This window comes from Mucilaginibacter ginsenosidivorans (assembly GCF_007971025.1).
In the GTDB taxonomy this organism is placed as follows: Bacteria; Bacteroidota; Bacteroidia; order Sphingobacteriales; family Sphingobacteriaceae; genus Mucilaginibacter; species Mucilaginibacter ginsenosidivorans.
The window spans coordinates 3082021-3100306 of record NZ_CP042436.1; the positions used below are offsets into that span (position 1 = coordinate 3082021).

Consider the following 18286-nt stretch of genomic DNA (forward strand, 5'->3'; position numbering starts at 1 on the left):
CAGGTAGTGGAAAGGTTAATAGAACCTGATATAATTATAACATAATAGAAATTTAATATTCCCGACATATGGACGTGTTTGGCATGTTAGAATAAAAAGGACAGCGATTGTTTTTTAATATCTGTTATAAAAAAATATAGATGATAAAACCTTTACATTTTTTTCTTTTAGGCCGTCTTTCACGTACCCCATACTCTCACTTTATGGGGCATCGCGTAAATCTATTTGATTCAAGCCAGTAGCTTGCGGTCAATTCTCTCTTGAATTCAATTATCAACTAAATCAATAAATTAATCAACTAAATCTCAATCTCATGTTTAAAAGTTTACTTCAAAAAGGAAGGACGATGTGCTTGCTGGTACTATGCACCCTTTCCTCGTTGGTAGTTACAGCCCAAACAAAGATTACAGGTAAAGTCATCGGCGGCGATGACAAGCAACCTGTAATTGGCGCTACCATCAAAATCAAAGGTACTAACACAGGTGTTGTGACGGACGTTAATGGTAACTTTACGCTCAGCGGAAAAGTAGGCTATGTATTGATCGTATCATACATTGGCTACCAACCCAAGTCGGTTACCGTAAATTCCGCCGACCTTGGTACCATTACCCTTGAGGTGACCAACAGCACACTGAATGAAGTTGTTGTTACCGGTTACTCTTCCCAGCGTAAAAAGGATATCGCCGGCGCTGTTGCCGTTGTTGACCTGACAGACGCTAAGAAGATCCCTACAGGTGGTAGTACAGATCAGATACTGCAGGGCCAGGCAGCAGGTGTTTCCGTAGTAACAAGCGGACAACCTGGTGGTGGTAGCTCGGTATTGATCCGTGGTATATCAAACCTTGGTAACTCTCAGCCGCTGTATGTTATCGATGGTGTTCAGACAGGCTCTATGTCGGATCTGAACCCGAACGACATCGAAAGTATCCAGATACTGAAAGATGCCTCCGCAGCTATTTATGGTGTTTCGGGTGGTAACGGTGTTATTATTATAACAACCAAGCACGGTAAAGCAGGTGCTTCGACACTTACTTACGACGCATATTATGGTACGCAGGTACCTAAAGGCGGTAACGTGTTCAACATCGCTTCGCCTGCTGGTCAGTCAAAGATCGCTTACCTTGCAGGTGACGCTACTGCTCAGCAGAAAATTTATCCGGGCGGCCCAGGCACAGTGCCTGAATATGGCTACCAGGGCCCGGGCGGTGTAGCCGGCGTAGCCGGCGGCACTGGTGCTCCGGCAGTTGGCGATCTGCTTTCGAAATATAACTTCAATGCGAGCGATCATAGCCAGGACTTCCTGATCCAAAAATTCAACCAGGCAGGTACTGATTGGTTCCACGAATTGTTTAAAGCCGCTCCAGAGCAGTATCATACCGTAACTGCCAGCGGTGCGAATGACAAAAATGCCTACTATTTTTCGTTAGGATTTCTTGATCAGCAGGGTACACAGCAGTTCAGTTATTTCAAGCGTTATGAAGCACGTATTAATACTAACTTTAATATCGCTCATAATATACGTGTAGGTGAGACTGGATACTTATTCTATTCTGAAACTCCAAGTGGTAAAGGCGCATTGTCAAACCAGAATGAAGGCGCTCCAATCTCAATGGTTTATCGCGAATTTCCTCAGATACCTGTTTATGATATCAGCGGTGTAAACTACGGCGGTGGTTACGACGGCCCGGGTGGTGAACCTTTGGGTAATGCATCAAACCCTGTAGCACAGGCTGCACAACTTTTAAACCAACATCATAAAACCTGGAATATACAAGGTAACGTATTTGCGGAAGTTGACTTCCTGAAGCACTTTACCGCACACATGAGTATGGGTGGTAATGTTGCGAACGATTATTACTATGGCTTCGGCACACCTCAATACCAGGATTATGAGTCGCACGGCGGCAGTAACTCTGTTTACGAGGGCGCCAGCTACTTCAGCAATTACAACTGGACGAATACAATAAAGTATTCCCAGATATTTGGCAAGCATACCGTTAATGCTTTGGTTGGTTTCGAGCAGAAACTTCGTCAGGGCAGGTATGTAGGCGGCAATGGAACACACTTGTTCTCTACCGACCCGGCATACGCCAGCTTAAGTGCAGCAACTGCTGATAAAACTTATTTTAGCGGGCAAAATCAGCCGGAAGTTATTCAATCCTTTTTTGCTACACTCGATTATAACTACAACAGTAAATATTATGTTAGCGCTGTAGTACGTCGTGATGGTTCTTCGAAGTTTTATCCCGGCCATCAGTGGGGTACATTCCCTGCGCTTTCACTGGCCTGGAGAATATCCCAGGAAGACTTCCTGAAATCAGTGACCTGGATTGATGACATGAAGATCCGCGCCAGTTATGGTGTTGCCGGTAGCGACTTTAACTCCGGTGGTGCCAATGGTTACAATGCTTATGGTTCTGATCCGGGCAATGGTTATTATGCCATCAATGGAGCCGGTGTAACTTCACAGGGTTTCTTTGCATCATTTGACGGTAACGAAAAAACAAGCTGGGAAAAGGATAAAACCTTAAACTTTGGTTTGGATGCATCATTGTTCCATCATTTGGAAGTAACACTTGATATTTATAAGAAAACCGTTAGCGGTCTATTGTTCCCAGCATCATTACCGGGTACTTTGGGCGCACCAAGTTCAAACCCGCCTTCAGTTAACAATGGTAACGTTGAGAACAAAGGTATTGACCTGGCCGTTGCTTATCATGGCAATGTTGGTAACGATTTTAGGTTTAACGTTGGTGCTAACATTACCGCTTACAAAAACAAGGTTGTTAGTATGCCTAAAGCGTTCCAGGACGAAGCAGGCACACGTGTGCTGCCGATCGTTCGCCAGCAACCAGGCCACCCAATTGGTGCCTTCTATGGATTTAAAACCAACGGGTTCTATAGTGCTGCTGATATAACCAATGCCAATGTGCCTAAATATGCAGGCGCTGCAGAAGGTTCATTCAAATATGTTGACGTAAATGGCGATGGCCAGATCACCGATGCTGACCGTACTTTCATTGGTAACCCTAATGCCGATTTTACTTACGGTATCAACCTGGGTGCAACATACAAGCAATGGGATTTCTCAGCTGTGTTGTACGGTTCTTATGGCAACGATGTATACAACTACACTTTGTACTGGACCGATTTCTACGGATCGTTTAATGGTGCAAAATCGAACGACCTGTTGACAAAATCATACGGTGCTCCGGGTGTAACTAACCCGATATTGCCAATTGCAACTTATACCAATACAATGGGCTCAACCCAAACCAGTTCGTTTTACGTATCTTCAGGATCGTTCCTGAAAGTTAGGGTTGCTCAAATAGGTTATACATTTGATCCAAAGCTGATAAAAGCAGTAGGTGTTAACAAATTGCGCTTATATGTGCAGGCAACCAATCCTTTCACTATTACCAAATATAAGGGCTTGGATCCTGAGCTTCCTGCAGCTGGTGGTGCGAATGATTTTGGTATTGATTATGGTAACTACCCTAGCAACCAAAGGCAATATATAGTAGGTGTTAGTTTAACATTCTAAAAAAAAGATATAATTATATAGGATTTTAAAATTTTAAATTATGAAAAATTCAATGTTTAAATTTATTATCCCGGCTGCATTGGTCTTTCTTACGGTGTCTTATTCCTGTAAGAAATTACTGAACCAGCCGGTGGTAAACCAGCTAAGCCCTTCGGTTCTGGCAACCAAAGCCGGTGTGGACGGTTTACTGATTGGCGCCTATGCTACCCTGGAGATGAACTCCAACATTACTGTAGGTGGTACATGGGGCGCTTCGCCAAGTAACTGGCATTTTGGAGGCATTGCTTCTGACGACGCTAACAAGGGATCAAACGCAACTGACCAGCCCGATGCTGCTCAGATCATGAACCACAGCGTTGACGGTTCAAACCACTATGTTTTGGAAAAATGGACGGTTTGTTTGGCAGGCGTACAGCGTGCAAATGACGTTATCCGCGAGCTTCCTTTAGTACAGGACGGTTCAGTTAGCGCTGAGTATGCTAAAGAGGCAACCGCCGAAGCTAAATTTATCCGCGGCGTAATGAACCTTGAATTAGCAAAAATATTCAGGAATGTTCCTTATGTTGACGAATCGGTAACTTATTCAGCCGGTAACTATAATGTTGGTAACCCAGGCCCTATATGGGATAAGATAGAAGCCGACTTTGCCGCTGCTGTTGCTGATTTGCCTGAAACTCAAGCTCAGGCCGGCCGTGCTAATAAATATGCTGCCGAAGCATTTTTAGGTGAGGCATATATGTTTGATCACAATTACGCCGCAGCGAAAACTGCATTGACAGATGTGATAAACAATGGTAAAACAAATGCTGGCGTAAAATATGCTTTAAACGCCAACTTCAATGATAACTTTAATGCCAACATGAAAAATGGTCCGGAAGCAGTTTTCGCTATCCAGATGGCAGTGAATGATGGTTCAAGCGGAGCAAACGGTAACCCCGGCGACGTACTTAACTGGCCGGCAGCAGGTCCTACCGGATGTTGCGGTTTCTATCAGCCTTCGTTCACCATGGTTGACGCATTTAAGGTTGATGCCGTTACCGGGCTTCCGTTAATAAATGCCGATGGCAGCATGGGTAATTTTGACACGACCCCGTTAAAGTCAGACCAGGGTGTTTTATCAGAGGATGCTACATACATGCCAGATCAAACCACCCCTGTTGACCCACGTTTGGATTGGACAGCAGGTAGAAGAGGTATCCCTTTCCTTGATTACGGTATTATGCCGGGTGCAAGCTGGGCTCGTGCCCAGGGCGATGCTGGTCCGTATATCAACATGAAAAATGTCTACAAACAAAGCCAGGCTGCTACAGCGAGCCAGTCTTATGGTGGTTGGGCCCCTGGCCAGGCGTCAGCTATGAACTTTAACATGATCCGTTTTTCGGAAGTGTTGTTATGGGCTGCTGAATGCGAGGTTGAGGTTGGTAGCCAACTACAGGCACAAACTTATGTAAATATGGTACGCTCGCGTATGGCTGATCATCCTGAGAACTGGGTAAAAGGTCGTTTGACCGGTTACACCGGCGGCGATGCAGGCAAACCAATTGTAGACAACTCTCAGAATGCAGCAAACTACAAAATTGGTTTATATACAACTCAAATCGCAACGGGTTCAAAAGAATTTGCCCGTCAGGCCGTATGGTTTGAAAGAAGACTGGAACTTGCAATGGAAGGGAAACGTTTCTTTGACCTGCAACGTTATGACGGCTTATACGGTGGTCCTGAGCCTGCGGGTTATATGGCCGGAGTATTAAATGCATATATCGCAAAAAATACAGCCTACCCAACAGCGTTCTTTGCAAACACAGTATTAAAGAATGCAACCTTTACCGCAGGAAGGAATGAGATCTATCCTATTCCGACAAGTGAAATCAGCTCAGAGCAAGGTGCTTTAAAACAAAATCCAAATTATCCGTGATTTATATCGGGTGTTAAAAAAAGGGGAAGAGATTTTATCTCCTCCCCTTTTTTTTGTAGTTTTAACTGACCAATATTTACATTTCTTAATGAGATACCGTTCCTATCTTTTTTATTTACTCGCGCCTGTTTTTCTGTTTTCTTGCAAGAATAATACATTATTCAAAAAGATATCTTCATCACATTCAGGTGTAACTTTTAATAATCTTATTGTCGAGAACGACACGATAAACCCGCTTGATAAATTAAACATCTATAATGGCGGAGGTGTAGGCGTAGGTGATTTTAACGGCGACGGCCTGCAGGATATTTATTTTGCCGGTAATGCCGTTTCAAACAAGCTGTATATCAATGAAGGCGATATGCAATTCAAAGATGTTACTACTGAGGCCGGTGTTGGCGGTAAAGGAGGATGGGGACGGGGCGTTTCGGTGGTTGACATCAATAATGATGGCTGGCCTGATATATATGTATGCAATACTTTATTAAGCGATTCCACAAAACGGCTCAACCTTCTTTACATCAATCAAGGGCCCGATAAAAATGGCGTTCCGCATTTTAAGGAAATGGCTAAAGAATACGGTTTGAATATTAATCTTTATTCAACCATGGCGTCTTTTTTTGATTATGATAATGATGGCGACCTGGATATGTACCTGGCCGTTAACGATGCGGAGTCGACGGATAATGTAAGCTTGTTTAAACCAATTATAAAAGATGGTACCGGGCACAGTACCGGGCATCTTTACCGCAATGACTGGGACCCGGTTTTGAAGCACCCGGTATTTCATGATGTTTCCAAACAAGCCGGTATCCTTATCGAAGGTTTTGGTCATGCTGCCAGTACGGTAGATATTAACCGTGATGGATGGAAGGATATCTATGTGACCAATGACTTCCTGCCAGACAATATACTCTACATCAACAACCACGACGGTACGTTTACCGACAAGTCGAAAGAATATTTTAAGCACACGTCGCTAAGCTCCATGGGGCAGGATATCGAAGATATTAACAACGACGGCCTTGCCGATGTTGTGGAGCTGGATATGAACCCGGGCGATAATTACAGGAAGAAGATGTTTATGAGCCCCAATAATTACCAGGCTTTTCAGAACATGGACCGGTATGGATACCAGTACCAGTATTCGCGTAACGTCCTCCAGATAAACCAGGGGCCGCGCATGGGGCAAAATGATTCGATCGGAGATCCGGCTTTCAGCGATATTTCTTTCATGGCCGGTGTTTCACAAACCGATTGGAGCTGGGGGCCGTTATTGACCGATTTTGATAATGACGGCTATCGCGACCTTATCATTACAAATGGTTACCCGCGCGATGTTACGGACCATGATTTTATGAATTTCAGGGCACAGTCTTATTTTATCGCCAGTAAAAAGCAGGTGCTGGACCAGATACCGGTAGTTAAAATATCAAATTTTGCCTTCAAAAATACAGGTCATCTTCAATTTAACGATGTAACAAAAAGTTGGGGATTGGGAACGCCTTCATTTTCAAACGGCGCGGTTTATGCCGACCTGGATAATGACGGCGACATGGATGTTATCATCAATAATACCAATGATGAGGCCATGATCTATAAAAATACGTCGCGCGAGAAGGATCCGAATACCAGTCATTACCTTCATATCAAGTTCGCCGGCGGGCCCAACAACAGGGATGGCATTGGTGCGTGGGCCGACATTTATTATGACCACGGCAAACACCAGGTATATGAAAACACCCCGTTCAGGGGATACCTCTCAACTATTCAGAATATAGCTCATTTTGGTCTGGGTAATGTTACGGCTATCGATTCGGTAGTGATACGCTGGCAGAACTGGAAAAAACAGGTTCTAAGAAACGTGAAAGCCGACCAGGTGTTACAGGTAAGCATAAAGGATGCCAGTGAACCATATACCTTCACACAGCCGGCAATCGACAAAAAGACATTGTTTAGCGAAGTGACCCGAATGCTTGGGGTTAATTATATACATGAGGACGAAGATGTTATCGATTTTAATATCCAGAAGTTGTTACCTCATAAACTATCAGAATATTCACCGGGCCTGGCCGTGGGAGACGTCGACGGTAATGGTTTGGACGATATAATTGTCGGCGGGACCTCGAAGCACCCATCCCAATTATTTTTGCAAGGCGCTGATGGCAAATTCACACAACGAAATTTATTGGCATCTGGTCAAATTAAGCCTGGTGATGATTTCAAGGACGAAGGACTGATCCTGTTTGATGCAAATGGAGACGGAAAGGCTGATCTGTATGTTGCCAGCGGGGGATACGAAAACCAGCCCGGTTCGCCCCCTTACCAGGACAGGCTTTACATCAACGACGGAAAAGGCAACTTTACCGAAGCCACTGATGCATTGCCCAAAAACTTTACAAGTAAGTTGTGTGTGCGCGCGGTTGATTACAATAAGGACGGAAAGCTTGATCTGTTCGTATCCGGCAGGGTTGATCCGTGGAATTATCCAAAGCCTGTTTCCAGCTTTATTCTTCGTAATGACAGCAAAGACGGTCATGCAAAGTTTACCGATGTTACCCCCTCTGTCGCAAAGAGTCTGGTTAATGTCGGACTTGTTTGCGATGCGGAATTCACCGATTTCGATAACGACGGTTGGCCCGATCTGATCCTGGCCGGAGAATGGATGCCGGTAACCTTTCTGAAAAACGACCATGGTGTCTTTAAAAATGTAACTGCTAATACTGGTATTGAAAATAAATTGGGCTGGTGGAACACCATTGCAGCAGGCGATTTCGATCATGATGGTGATATCGACTATATAGTTGGTAATACCGGCCTCAATACATTCTTCACGGCAAGCGACCAGTACCCCGCTTATATTACGGCGAAAGATTTTGATAATAACGGAAGTTATGATGCATTTCCATCAGTGTTTTTAAAAGATGAAAACGGCGAAATGAAGGAGTTTCCGGTGCACACACGGGACGACATTATAAAACAGGTGCTGATGATGCGCACAAAATATCAGAACTATAAATCGTTTGCCACGGCTACGATGGACGATGTGTTGCCACCTGACATGCGCAAGGGTGCATTGCGTTTGAAAGCGAATATACAGGAGTCGGTTTACCTGCGAAATGACGGAAATGGAAAGTTTACTATGATACCATTGCCGCTGGAGGCGCAGACTTCGGAGTTATGCGGCATGGTTGTAGACGACTTTGATGGCGATGGTAACCTGGATGTCGTAATGAATGGTAATGATTATGGTACAGAACTTACTACCGGCCGTTATGATGCCTTGAATGGGCTGATGCTGAAAGGGGATGGTAAAGGCGCATTTAAACCGCTTACTATTATGCAAAGCGGTATTTATATTCCTGCAAACGGGAAGGCCCTTGTTAAGGTAATGGGGGCAAAAGGCGATTACCTGCTTGCGGCAAGTCAAAACAGGGGGCCGATGAAGATATTTGAATTAAAAAGAGCCGTACATATAGTAAAATTACAGCCGATGGATATGTTCGCTATTATCAAATATAAGAATGGCAAGACAGCAAGGCAGGAGTTTTATTACGGTGATTCTTTCTTGTCCCAGTCGGGCAGGTACCTCAGCATTGATAGCTCAATGGCATCGGTAACCGTAACCGATAACGATGGTCATTCAAGAAATATTCCTCTTAATTGATTAAGAAAATGAAACGTTTAAACCTGATTTTAGCTGCTGCTTTCGTATTGCTCCTCAGTTCCTGCACCCGCAAGAGCACCTTACCGCCGGATGCCGATGTTTTGCATGCCAATGAAGATGCGCTGACACAGGTGATCATCTACGATGTATTCACCCCGCCTGTAGCCAGCCGGATTTACGGCTATACCAACCTGGCCAGCTACGAAGCCATGCGTTATGCCGACCCGAAACTGGCCTCGATCACCGCACAGTTGCGCGACTTTGAGAAAATGCCCGAACCACAGAAAGGCAAAAGCTACAACTATGTGCTGGCAGCCACTAAAGCCTTTTTCACCGTTGCTCATAAGGTCACCTTCTCCATCGATACGCTGAAAAGATACGAGGACAAGGTATACGGAGAATATAAAGACGCCCTGCCCGATTCCACCTATACCAATTCGATGCAGCTGGGCGAACAGATCGGCAACACGGTACTGAAACGGGCCATGAAGGACGATTACCCCCAAACCCGTGGCAAACCCAAATACCTGGGCAGCAACAGCCCGGGCAAATGGCGCCCCACACCACCCGATTATATGGATGGGGTAGAATACTGCTGGGGCGATATGCACCCGCTGCTGGTCGAATCATCCAAAATACTGATGCCGCCACCGCCGCCGCCCTACAGCGAGGATACGACAAGCGCCTTCTTTAAACAGGCCAAACAGGTTTACGACACCAACAAACACCTGACCAAAGAACAGGAAACGATAGCCCGTTACTGGGACGATAACCCCTTTGTGGTAATGCACAACGGGCACATGATGTTTGCCGACAAGAAGATCACCCCGGGAGGCCACTGGATCGGCATCACCACGATAGCGTGCAGGCAAAGCAAGGCCAGCGCCACCAAAACGGCCCAGGCCTATGCCCTGACCTCGATCGCCCTGTTCGAATCGTTCATCACCTGCTGGGAAGTAAAATACACCTATGCCTATGTAAGGCCGGTAACGGTGATCAACGAAAAGGTGGACCACAACTGGCTGCCGCTGCTGCAAACCCCGCCCTTCCCGGAATACACGGCAGGGCACAGCACCATATCAGCAGCATCGGCAGTGGTACTGACGCATGAATTTGGCGACAACTATGCTTTTCATGACACCAGCGACCTGAAATACATCGGCCTGCAGCGGGACTTCAAATCGTTCATCAAGGCCTCGGACGAGACGGCAATGAGCCGGTTCTATGGCGGCATACACTACCTGAACAGTTCGCTGCTGGGGGCCAAACAAGGTAAACAGGTAGGGGAACTCATTTGGCAAAAACTAAAACTCAATAACTGATAATATTCCCGATATTAATTATGAAACTTAACAAAACAGGGCTATATACAATTTACCTGCTGCTTTTTGTTTTCCTTATAACGGGCAGCATGCTATTTAACAGCTGCAAGAATAATACGACCAACCTTTATAAACCAACAGGGGACACCTTAGCCGATGGTAAGATGCTGGCTCAAAAATATTGCACCAAATGCCACCAGGCAGTTCAACCGGATGCGCTGACAAAAGATGTGTGGAAGTTCCATACATTGCCTGCTATGTCGCATTACCTGGGATTATCGACTTATGGTATCGATTATTATAAAAAGGCGCCCGACACCAGTGGTATTTCATTACCCGAATGGCAGATGATAGTAGCATATTACGTTAAAGCGGCCCCAACGGAACTACATGCTGCCAACAAGCCCGCACCGTTGGTTAGCGATTGGGTAGGATTCAGCCTGAGAAAGCCAGAGGCCCCGAAGAATATCGCATATACTACTTTGACCGCTGTAGATCCGTCCACAAATAAATTATACACCAGCGATGTCATTACAACAAAGCTATACGAATGGGACGCAAACCTTAAAAGCCGTACGGTAGCCGACCTTCCCTCGGCGGCCCTGGATGCTGCTTTCGCTACTGAAAATGGCGTTCGCCAGGGAATTTTCTCATGTGTGGGCCAGATAATGCCGATGGACTTTCCTGACGGCAGGGTAATGAAAGTTGACCTGGATTCAAAAAAGACCAACATCGAACCATCACTGGTTCAGTCGGACCTGGCCAGGCCGGTGCAAACCATTGGAGGCGATTTTAACAAAGATGGCCTGGCAGATTGGGTGATCTTAGGGCAGGGCAATGCTATCGGCGGCGTTTATTTATTGAAACAGAACGCCGATCATACGTTTACGCAAAACACAATCTCGGATAAAGCAGGTGCGGCACAAGGTATTGTCGGAGACTTTAATAATGATGGCTGGCCTGACCTGATGGTTTTATTCGGAAGAGGGGATGAAGGCGTATGGATGTTTTTAAACGATCAAAAAGGAGGGTTTACAACCAAGGTTATTCTGGAGCTTCCGCCGGCTTATGATTGTAACAGCTTTCAACTGGCCGACATGAACCATGATGGCAAGCCTGACCTGGTACTTGCATGCGGTTATAATTATCACAATTCGCGGATCTTTAAACCTTACCACGGTTTATATATCTACACCAACGAAGGTGACTGGAAATTAAAGCGATCTTACTTTTACCCCATCAATGGGTGTACAAAAGTAGTTGCAGCCGATTTTGATGGTGACGGAGATATCGATTTAGCTACAGTTGCTTTTTTTGCAGACTTTAAAAATAACCCGGCAGAAAGTTTTATCTATTTTGAGCAGGATAAGCCAATGAATTTTAAGCCTCACGCTATACCTGTGAATAAATACGGGCGCTGGATGACCCTGGAAGCGGCGGATATGAACCATGATGGCAAATTGGATATCGTACTGGGTAATTATTCAAATGGATTTATGATAGAAGATGTTAAACCATCCTGGGACCAGCATCTGCCTTTCATTGTTCTTGAAAATCATACCCGGAAATAGGAAAGCGCCACCTGTCTGCCATTATTATCGTCGCTACGCGATGGAAATTTTCTTCTTGTAATTGTAACACGAATATTACTATATTCGTGTAGTAACCTAATTACAATGAGAAGGACTATTGTTTATGTGGTGGCAATCCCCTTGCTGCTACTGGTAGTGACTAATCCCGGTTTGCGTGAATTTAAGTCATATTTACACGAAAATCGGGATAATGATCCTGCGGGGAGGGATGCCAATTTCTTTATATTCTCGCTATACTCGAATTTTGGCGATCACATCGATTCGCCCCGAAATACACATATGATAAAGTTCAGGTACCTCGGCATTTTAGGAAATTTTTTCCCGATCGGCTCCGAAAATGTTTTTTAACGGGTGCCGTTGGCAGTCACCTTCAAATAGTCCAATATCTTTTGCGTCTCCCCGGGATAAACCGCAATATGATGTGTGTGAACCATGGCGCCTGATTTTCCGGCTACGATCAGTTTTGAGGCAAAGGCGGGCATGTGACACGCGATGCAATTTTTGGCTATCGTGGGGGCATCCAACTGATCGCTTAATTTACCAATATGGTCTTTGCCGGTGTTGTGGCAGTTAATGCAACGGGCAGCAAATAATGTTACGTTATCCCGTTCGTTCTCGTGGGTATTGTGGCACGTAGCACAACTCATATTTGTGCTTATATAACATTTGCTGGTCGCAAGCATACCGGCCTGGTCGCCATGAACGTCTATATTTTTGTAGTTAGAGGACAAATTTGACGGCAATATCTTCATAAACTTGCTCAAAGTATCGCCAGGCTTAAAAGTAAATGTCGGTTTTAACATAACATTGTTTGCGCCTGAATGGCACACCGCACACATACTTATCTTTTGTTCCCGGGTAAGCGATTTGTAAGTGGCGATGTACTTTGCCTCTTTTATATCCGGGTTTTCGGTTTGAAATTTCACGTGCTGCGCCGCCGGGCCGTGGCACCTTTCACAATCGATATTGTAAATTATTGTATTCCTGTCGAAGCCTTCGGGATTTTGCACAAATAAAGGAAGTTTACCGGGCTCCACTTTGGCGTAGGACATATGGCATCCCAGGCATTGGGAGGTGATCATCCGTTCAAAGTCGGGCTCAGTATTCTGATACCCCGGACTGTTGATCCATTTGTGAGCATTGCTAACGTATGATACCGGTAATTGAAATAATTCGTTGGCAAGCCAGTAAGCATAAGTCTGCCCTTTTATACCCCCAAAAACAATATCAAACCGGCCCGACTCACCTTTTTTTTGATCCCGGTAAGTTATTTGGTAATACCCGCTTTTACGTTTATCCAAAACAACTTTGGTATGCAGGTTAAATGCCAGCTCGTTTTCCCATTTAACGAAACTGCCCTGGATAGTATTTGAATCTGCCGGTTGTGACGCAATAAAATGGGCCGTATGCAGGTACGAATCGTAAATACTTTTATGACAACTTACACATGTTGCCGATCCTGCATAATTTTCGCCCCGAGGGTCCGCATTTTTTTTTGTGTTTAAACATTCGGACAAGGCGATAACCATTGGAATAAGGACAGCTACACATAATATAAGTTTAGTTTTGGACATAGGCGGCAGAGGGTGATGTGTTGTCTGTTATAACATCTACATCATATTAACACGGTTAGTTGCTTGTGCAGTAAAATAACTGCTTTTTTAGTTTTTAATTTTTACCGATAGACGTACGCCCATATTATGTAGATAAAGAGCCCTTTTTGAGGGATAAATAAGACATTTGAGTTGATGTACCGGTGGTAAATTGAAAACAGGACAAATAAGCAATGATTTGCGATTATTCATTTAAGACACATCAGCAGTATTTGATTAAGGGTAAACGAATGTAAACCCGGTGGCCTGAAGTTAAGGCGCCGTATCGTGTAAAAACTTTATTACCAGGGCGGAAAGTGCCGATTGAGGGTCGCTGAACTTGTTTTTTGAGAAAGACTTTATGTAAAGCTTTTGTGATGATTTCACCAGCCCGCTCAGTTCTAAAAAATAGTATAACAAAAGGGTAAATTAGTACAATTTGCCAGGCCTGTTTGTTAAGTAGTTTTACAAACCATATTATACTGATGAAAAGACTTGTATGTATCCCGGCTTTCCTGTTCACAATTAGTTTGATCTTTACCAGTCATGCCCTTGCGCAGAACGGAGTGGTCAAACAAGTGAAACTGACAAACTTCGATCTGCAATCATCGGCCCTGGTAAAAGAGCCGGGTAGCGAAATATCCAACCCTGCATATCATTCCCGCGTTTACTGGTTCCCGGTAAAAGTACCCTCGACGGTACTGACAGGTCTTGTCGCGAATCATATTTATCCTGATCCATACCAGGGCCTGAACAACATGCTGATACCCGATGCGTCGGATCAGTTCAATAAAGAATACAACCTGGAACAATACAGTTATTTGCCCAATGAGCCTAATCCGTGGAAAAAACCCTATTGGTACCGCACCACTTTTAAAGTGCCAGCTACTGATAAAGGGCATTATTTTCAGCTGATATTCAAGGGAATCAATTACCGGGCAGCCGTTTGGCTAAATGGTAAGCTGATAGCCGACTCGGCCCAAATGGCAGGCATGTTCGCCGAACATAACCTGGATGTCAGCAGTGAAATAAAGGCAGGTGCAGAAAATGCGCTTGCTGTCAAAATATATCCGCTTGATTACCCCGGTTATCCATCCAAGGAGCAATTACAGGCGCTGGGCCCTTTTTATGAGAACGGCGGCCCCACTGGTGATATAGGTAAAAATGTTACTATGCTTTGTTCCGCAGGCTGGGATTGGATACCGCCCGTGCGCGACCGGAATATGGGAATTTGGCAGCCCGTTTTTTTGAGAACGACAAGCGCGGTAACCATCAGCCGCCCTCAACTGATAACTGAGTTACCCAAATTGCCCGATACGTCGGTTGCTAACCTGAAACTGAATCTTACTTTAGCCAATCACAGCGCCCGTGCTGAAGCCGGTAAATTGAGGATCAACATCGCTCCCGAAAATTTCACAGGTGCCGCCCCGGTACAATACACTGAAGATGTAAATGTGGGGGGCCATGAATCGAAAGGGGTTAAATTAAATAAGCTTTTTAGCAATCCGCATCTATGGTGGCCGAACAACTACGGACGGGCGAACCTGTACCGAGTCCGCCTGCAATATGTGAACAGGGATGGGTCGGTAGCTGACGATACTTCTTTTGTTTTCGGAGTGCGGACGGTCGGCTCAAAAACGACCACAGTAAAGGGCTTTGTCCGCCGCGACTTTTATGTTAATGGCAAACGCGTGCACCTTGACGGCGGCGCGTGGGTACCCGATATGATGGTAAACCGCGATTCGGCCAGGTACGATTATGAGATGCATTTGTGCCGCAATGCCAACGTAAACCTCGTCCGTATCTGGGGTGGAGGTGTTACGCCTCCCGATGCCTTCTGGAACGCCGCAGATAGATATGGCCTGATGGTATGGTCGGATTTTTGGGTAACCGGTGATACCCAGGGCGAATTCAAAGGATCGCCGGACTGGCCGCTTGAGGGAAATGTGTTCGTTACTAATGTGGTGAGCACCATTTACCGCATACGAAACCACCCAAGCCTGTTAGTTTGGACAGGTGGCAACGAGGGGCATGCACGGAGGGAGCTGTATGATGCAATGCGCAATAATATTATCAATCTTGATGGTACACGGCCATTTATTCCGAGTTCATCGGGTTTCGCCAAACTGCCGCAGGGGTGGGAGGGTTCTTACCCGGACAATATGCCTTCGGGAGTTTACAGTGGCGGACCATACGCCTGGCGCGATCCTAAAATATATTACCGTTTAGCCGATGCCGGTCGTGATTGGGTATTTAAGGACGAAACCGGCATACCCTCGCAACCGCCTTATAATACTTTGGCCAAAGTAATACCTAACCTGGTATGGGACACCAAATTGCCGTTTCCGCTCAATAATTCGTGGGGTTACCACGATGCGGCAACAGGAGCGGCACAATACGATAAATATATCGAAGAAATGGTAAAACGCTATGGCCAGCCTGCGACCATGGTGAACTTTTCGGACAAAATGCAACTGATGAATTACGTTGGCTACCAGGGCATATTTGAGGCCGCCGGTCACAAGCTTAATGAAACGGGTGGCGTAATGTTGTGGAAGTTGAATGCCGCGCTCCCGAGCGTTGTATGGCAGATATATGACTGGTACCTGGAGCCGAATGCCGGATATTATGCCATGCAAAACGCATGCGAGCCGGTTCATATGCAGTTTAACCAGGACGATTCAACTGTGGCGGTAATCAACAGATACCATCATCCGACAGCCGATCTGAGAGCGACCGTCTCTATCTATAATGCAGATAGCAAACTGCTCAAAACATTTAATGCTGGTGGTGTGAAGCTCGATTCGGCCGGAACAAAACAGATCATGCCGCTAAAAGAAGCCATGCAGGGCATAAACGAAATGGTTTTCGTGGTGATGGATCTAAAGGATAAGGCCGGGAAAGCAGTTTCCCATAATTGCTATTGGCTATCGCCGGGCAACGATCTGAAAGCTTTGAACAATATGCCCGATGCGAAAGTCTCCGTCAAAGTTTTGGGCGCGTCAAAAGGGAAAAATGAAGATAAGTGGATATTGCAGGTCACAAATAATTCGGATAAGCTGGCGTTCTTTGTACGGCCGCAGCTCATGGTTAACGGAGAGGAAGTGATGCCGGCTTACTGGAGTTCAAATTATTTCACACTGGCCCCACACGGTGATATAACAGTCTCGGTAAGCGCACCGGCAGTTAAGTTGGGAAGTAATACACCTGCGATTGTTGTAGAAGGCTGGAACATTGAGAAACAAACCATCAATTCATTGGTTAAAACAAAATAGCGATCAAACGGTCATCTCTGGTAACAGGGCCCCGGTTTGACCGGGGCCTTTTGCATTTAAAAGATATTATCAAGCTAAATACCGCTTAACTTGCCGCTTATATGAAAAATGCTGATGTGATCGTTGTCGGCGCGGGTGCCTCGGGCCTGGTGGCGGCTTATGCGTTGTCAAAAGCCGGCAAAAAGGTGACTGTGCTGGAGGCGCGGGATAGGATAGGCGGCCGCATTCATACCATAAGTGATGTGTCTTTCTTTAAACATGCCGAGCTCGGGGCCGAATTTGTACACGGTAACCTGCCGGTTACTTTGCATTTGCTAAAAAAAGCAGGTATCGAGTATATTTCGGCAGAAGGGGAAATGTGGCATTACGGCAACGGGAAACTTGTCAAAGGAGCGTGGGACATAGATGGCTGGGATAAGGTAATGGAGAAGTTAAGCCACCTGGATCATGATGTGAGTATAGGGAATTTTCTTCAGGATAATTTTAGCGGTGATAAATATGCGGCATTAAGGGATTCGGTAAGCAGGTACGTTTCGGGCTATGACACAGCCGACCCGTTTATGGCAAGCACCTTTGCCTTGCGCGAGGAATGGGAAAATGAGGATGAAGGGGCTCAATACCGCATAACGGGCGGGTACGGGAAGTTAATGGATTTCCTGGCGGATGACAGTAAAACGAATGGCGCGAAAATATTGTTGAACGCCGCTGTGAAAGAAATAAGATGGGGTAACGGTACAGCTGAAGTGTTGACGACGGATGGGAAAAAATATAGCGCTGCTAAATTGATCATCGCATTACCGCTGGGCGTGTTGCACAACGACGCGATCACATTTAGCCCTGGGATCGATGCGCATACGGAAGCCTTAAAGCAAATAGGGTTTGGGGCAATTGTAAAGCTGTTGTTTCAATTTAAGGACCGGTTTTGGGAAACAAGCGAAGCTGCTCATTTAGGATTTGTTTTATCAGAGGAGGATATCCCCACCTGGTGGACACAATATCCAGCCCATTCCACTGTAATTACCGGCTGGCTGGGCGGGCCGCCTGCTGAAAGAAGGAAGGATCTGTCGGAAATTGAATTTTTGCGTTTGGGCATCAGGTCGCTCGCTAATATTTTCAAACGTAAGCCGGCAGACCTGGAAAACGAACTTGTTTCCTGGAAAATTGTGAATTGGACCACCGACCCGTTCACTTGTGGCTCGTATGCTTATGATATGGTAAACTCCCGTACAGCACGCAAAGTATTAGAACAGCCTGTTGAAAATGTCGTCTACTTTGCCGGTGAATATTTGTACGAAGGTCCGGCTATGGGTACTGTGGAGGCCGCCCTGTCTAGCGGGCTGGATGTGGTAAAAAAGCTCGAACAATCCTAAGCAGGTTGC

At 45.6% G+C, this 18286-nt stretch carries 9 protein-coding genes; 8 read left to right on the forward strand and 1 reads right to left on the reverse strand.

The annotated features are described in order from the left end of the window. Positions 1 to 313 precede the first annotated feature (313 nt). The 6 genes from FRZ54_RS14125 (at position 314) to FRZ54_RS14150 (ending at position 12388) form a co-directional block, all read left to right on the forward strand. Complete coding sequence (locus FRZ54_RS14125; RefSeq protein ID WP_147032239.1) at positions 314 to 3544, forward strand: SusC/RagA family TonB-linked outer membrane protein; 3231 nt, start codon at positions 314 to 316, stop codon at positions 3542 to 3544. A gap of 40 nt (positions 3545 to 3584) precedes the next feature. Then, positions 3585 to 5459, forward strand: coding sequence for a RagB/SusD family nutrient uptake outer membrane protein (locus FRZ54_RS14130; RefSeq protein WP_147032240.1), 1875 nt, complete (start codon positions 3585 to 3587; stop codon positions 5457 to 5459). 88 nt (positions 5460 to 5547) lie between these two features. Continuing rightward, the gene (locus FRZ54_RS14135) at positions 5548 to 9126 is read left to right on the forward strand and encodes a VCBS repeat-containing protein (protein WP_147032241.1); all 3579 of its coding nucleotides are present in this window, start codon (positions 5548 to 5550) and stop codon (positions 9124 to 9126) included. Between the two features lie 8 nt (positions 9127 to 9134). Beyond that, positions 9135 to 10448 carry a vanadium-dependent haloperoxidase gene (locus tag FRZ54_RS14140; RefSeq protein ID WP_228462490.1) on the forward strand — a complete coding sequence of 438 codons (1314 nt, stop codon included), beginning with the start codon at positions 9135 to 9137 and terminating at the stop codon, positions 10446 to 10448. Between the two features lie 20 nt (positions 10449 to 10468). After that, a complete protein-coding gene (locus tag FRZ54_RS14145; protein WP_147032243.1) occupies positions 10469 to 12019 on the forward strand; it encodes an FG-GAP repeat domain-containing protein in 1551 nt (516 codons plus the stop codon). 105 nt (positions 12020 to 12124) lie between these two features. After that, positions 12125 to 12388, forward strand: a complete 264-nt coding sequence (locus FRZ54_RS14150) for a hypothetical protein (RefSeq protein ID WP_147032244.1) — start codon at positions 12125 to 12127, stop codon at positions 12386 to 12388. On the opposite strand, the gene FRZ54_RS14155 is transcribed toward FRZ54_RS14150, so the two are convergent. Beyond that, positions 12385 to 13614, reverse strand: coding sequence for a multiheme c-type cytochrome (locus FRZ54_RS14155; protein ID WP_147032245.1), 1230 nt, complete (start codon positions 13612 to 13614; stop codon positions 12385 to 12387). The genes FRZ54_RS14150 and FRZ54_RS14155 overlap by 4 nt on opposite strands. Before the next feature lie 503 nt (positions 13615 to 14117). Between FRZ54_RS14155 and FRZ54_RS14160 the strand changes: the two genes are divergently transcribed. Both FRZ54_RS14160 and FRZ54_RS14165 read left to right on the forward strand, forming a co-directional pair. After that, a complete protein-coding gene (locus FRZ54_RS14160) occupies positions 14118 to 16907 on the forward strand; it encodes a glycoside hydrolase family 2 protein (RefSeq protein WP_147032246.1) in 2790 nt (929 codons plus the stop codon). Between the two features lie 101 nt (positions 16908 to 17008). Then, positions 17009 to 18277, forward strand: coding sequence for a flavin monoamine oxidase family protein (locus tag FRZ54_RS14165; protein WP_147032247.1), 1269 nt, complete (start codon positions 17009 to 17011; stop codon positions 18275 to 18277). Positions 18278 to 18286: the final 9 nt, after the last annotated feature.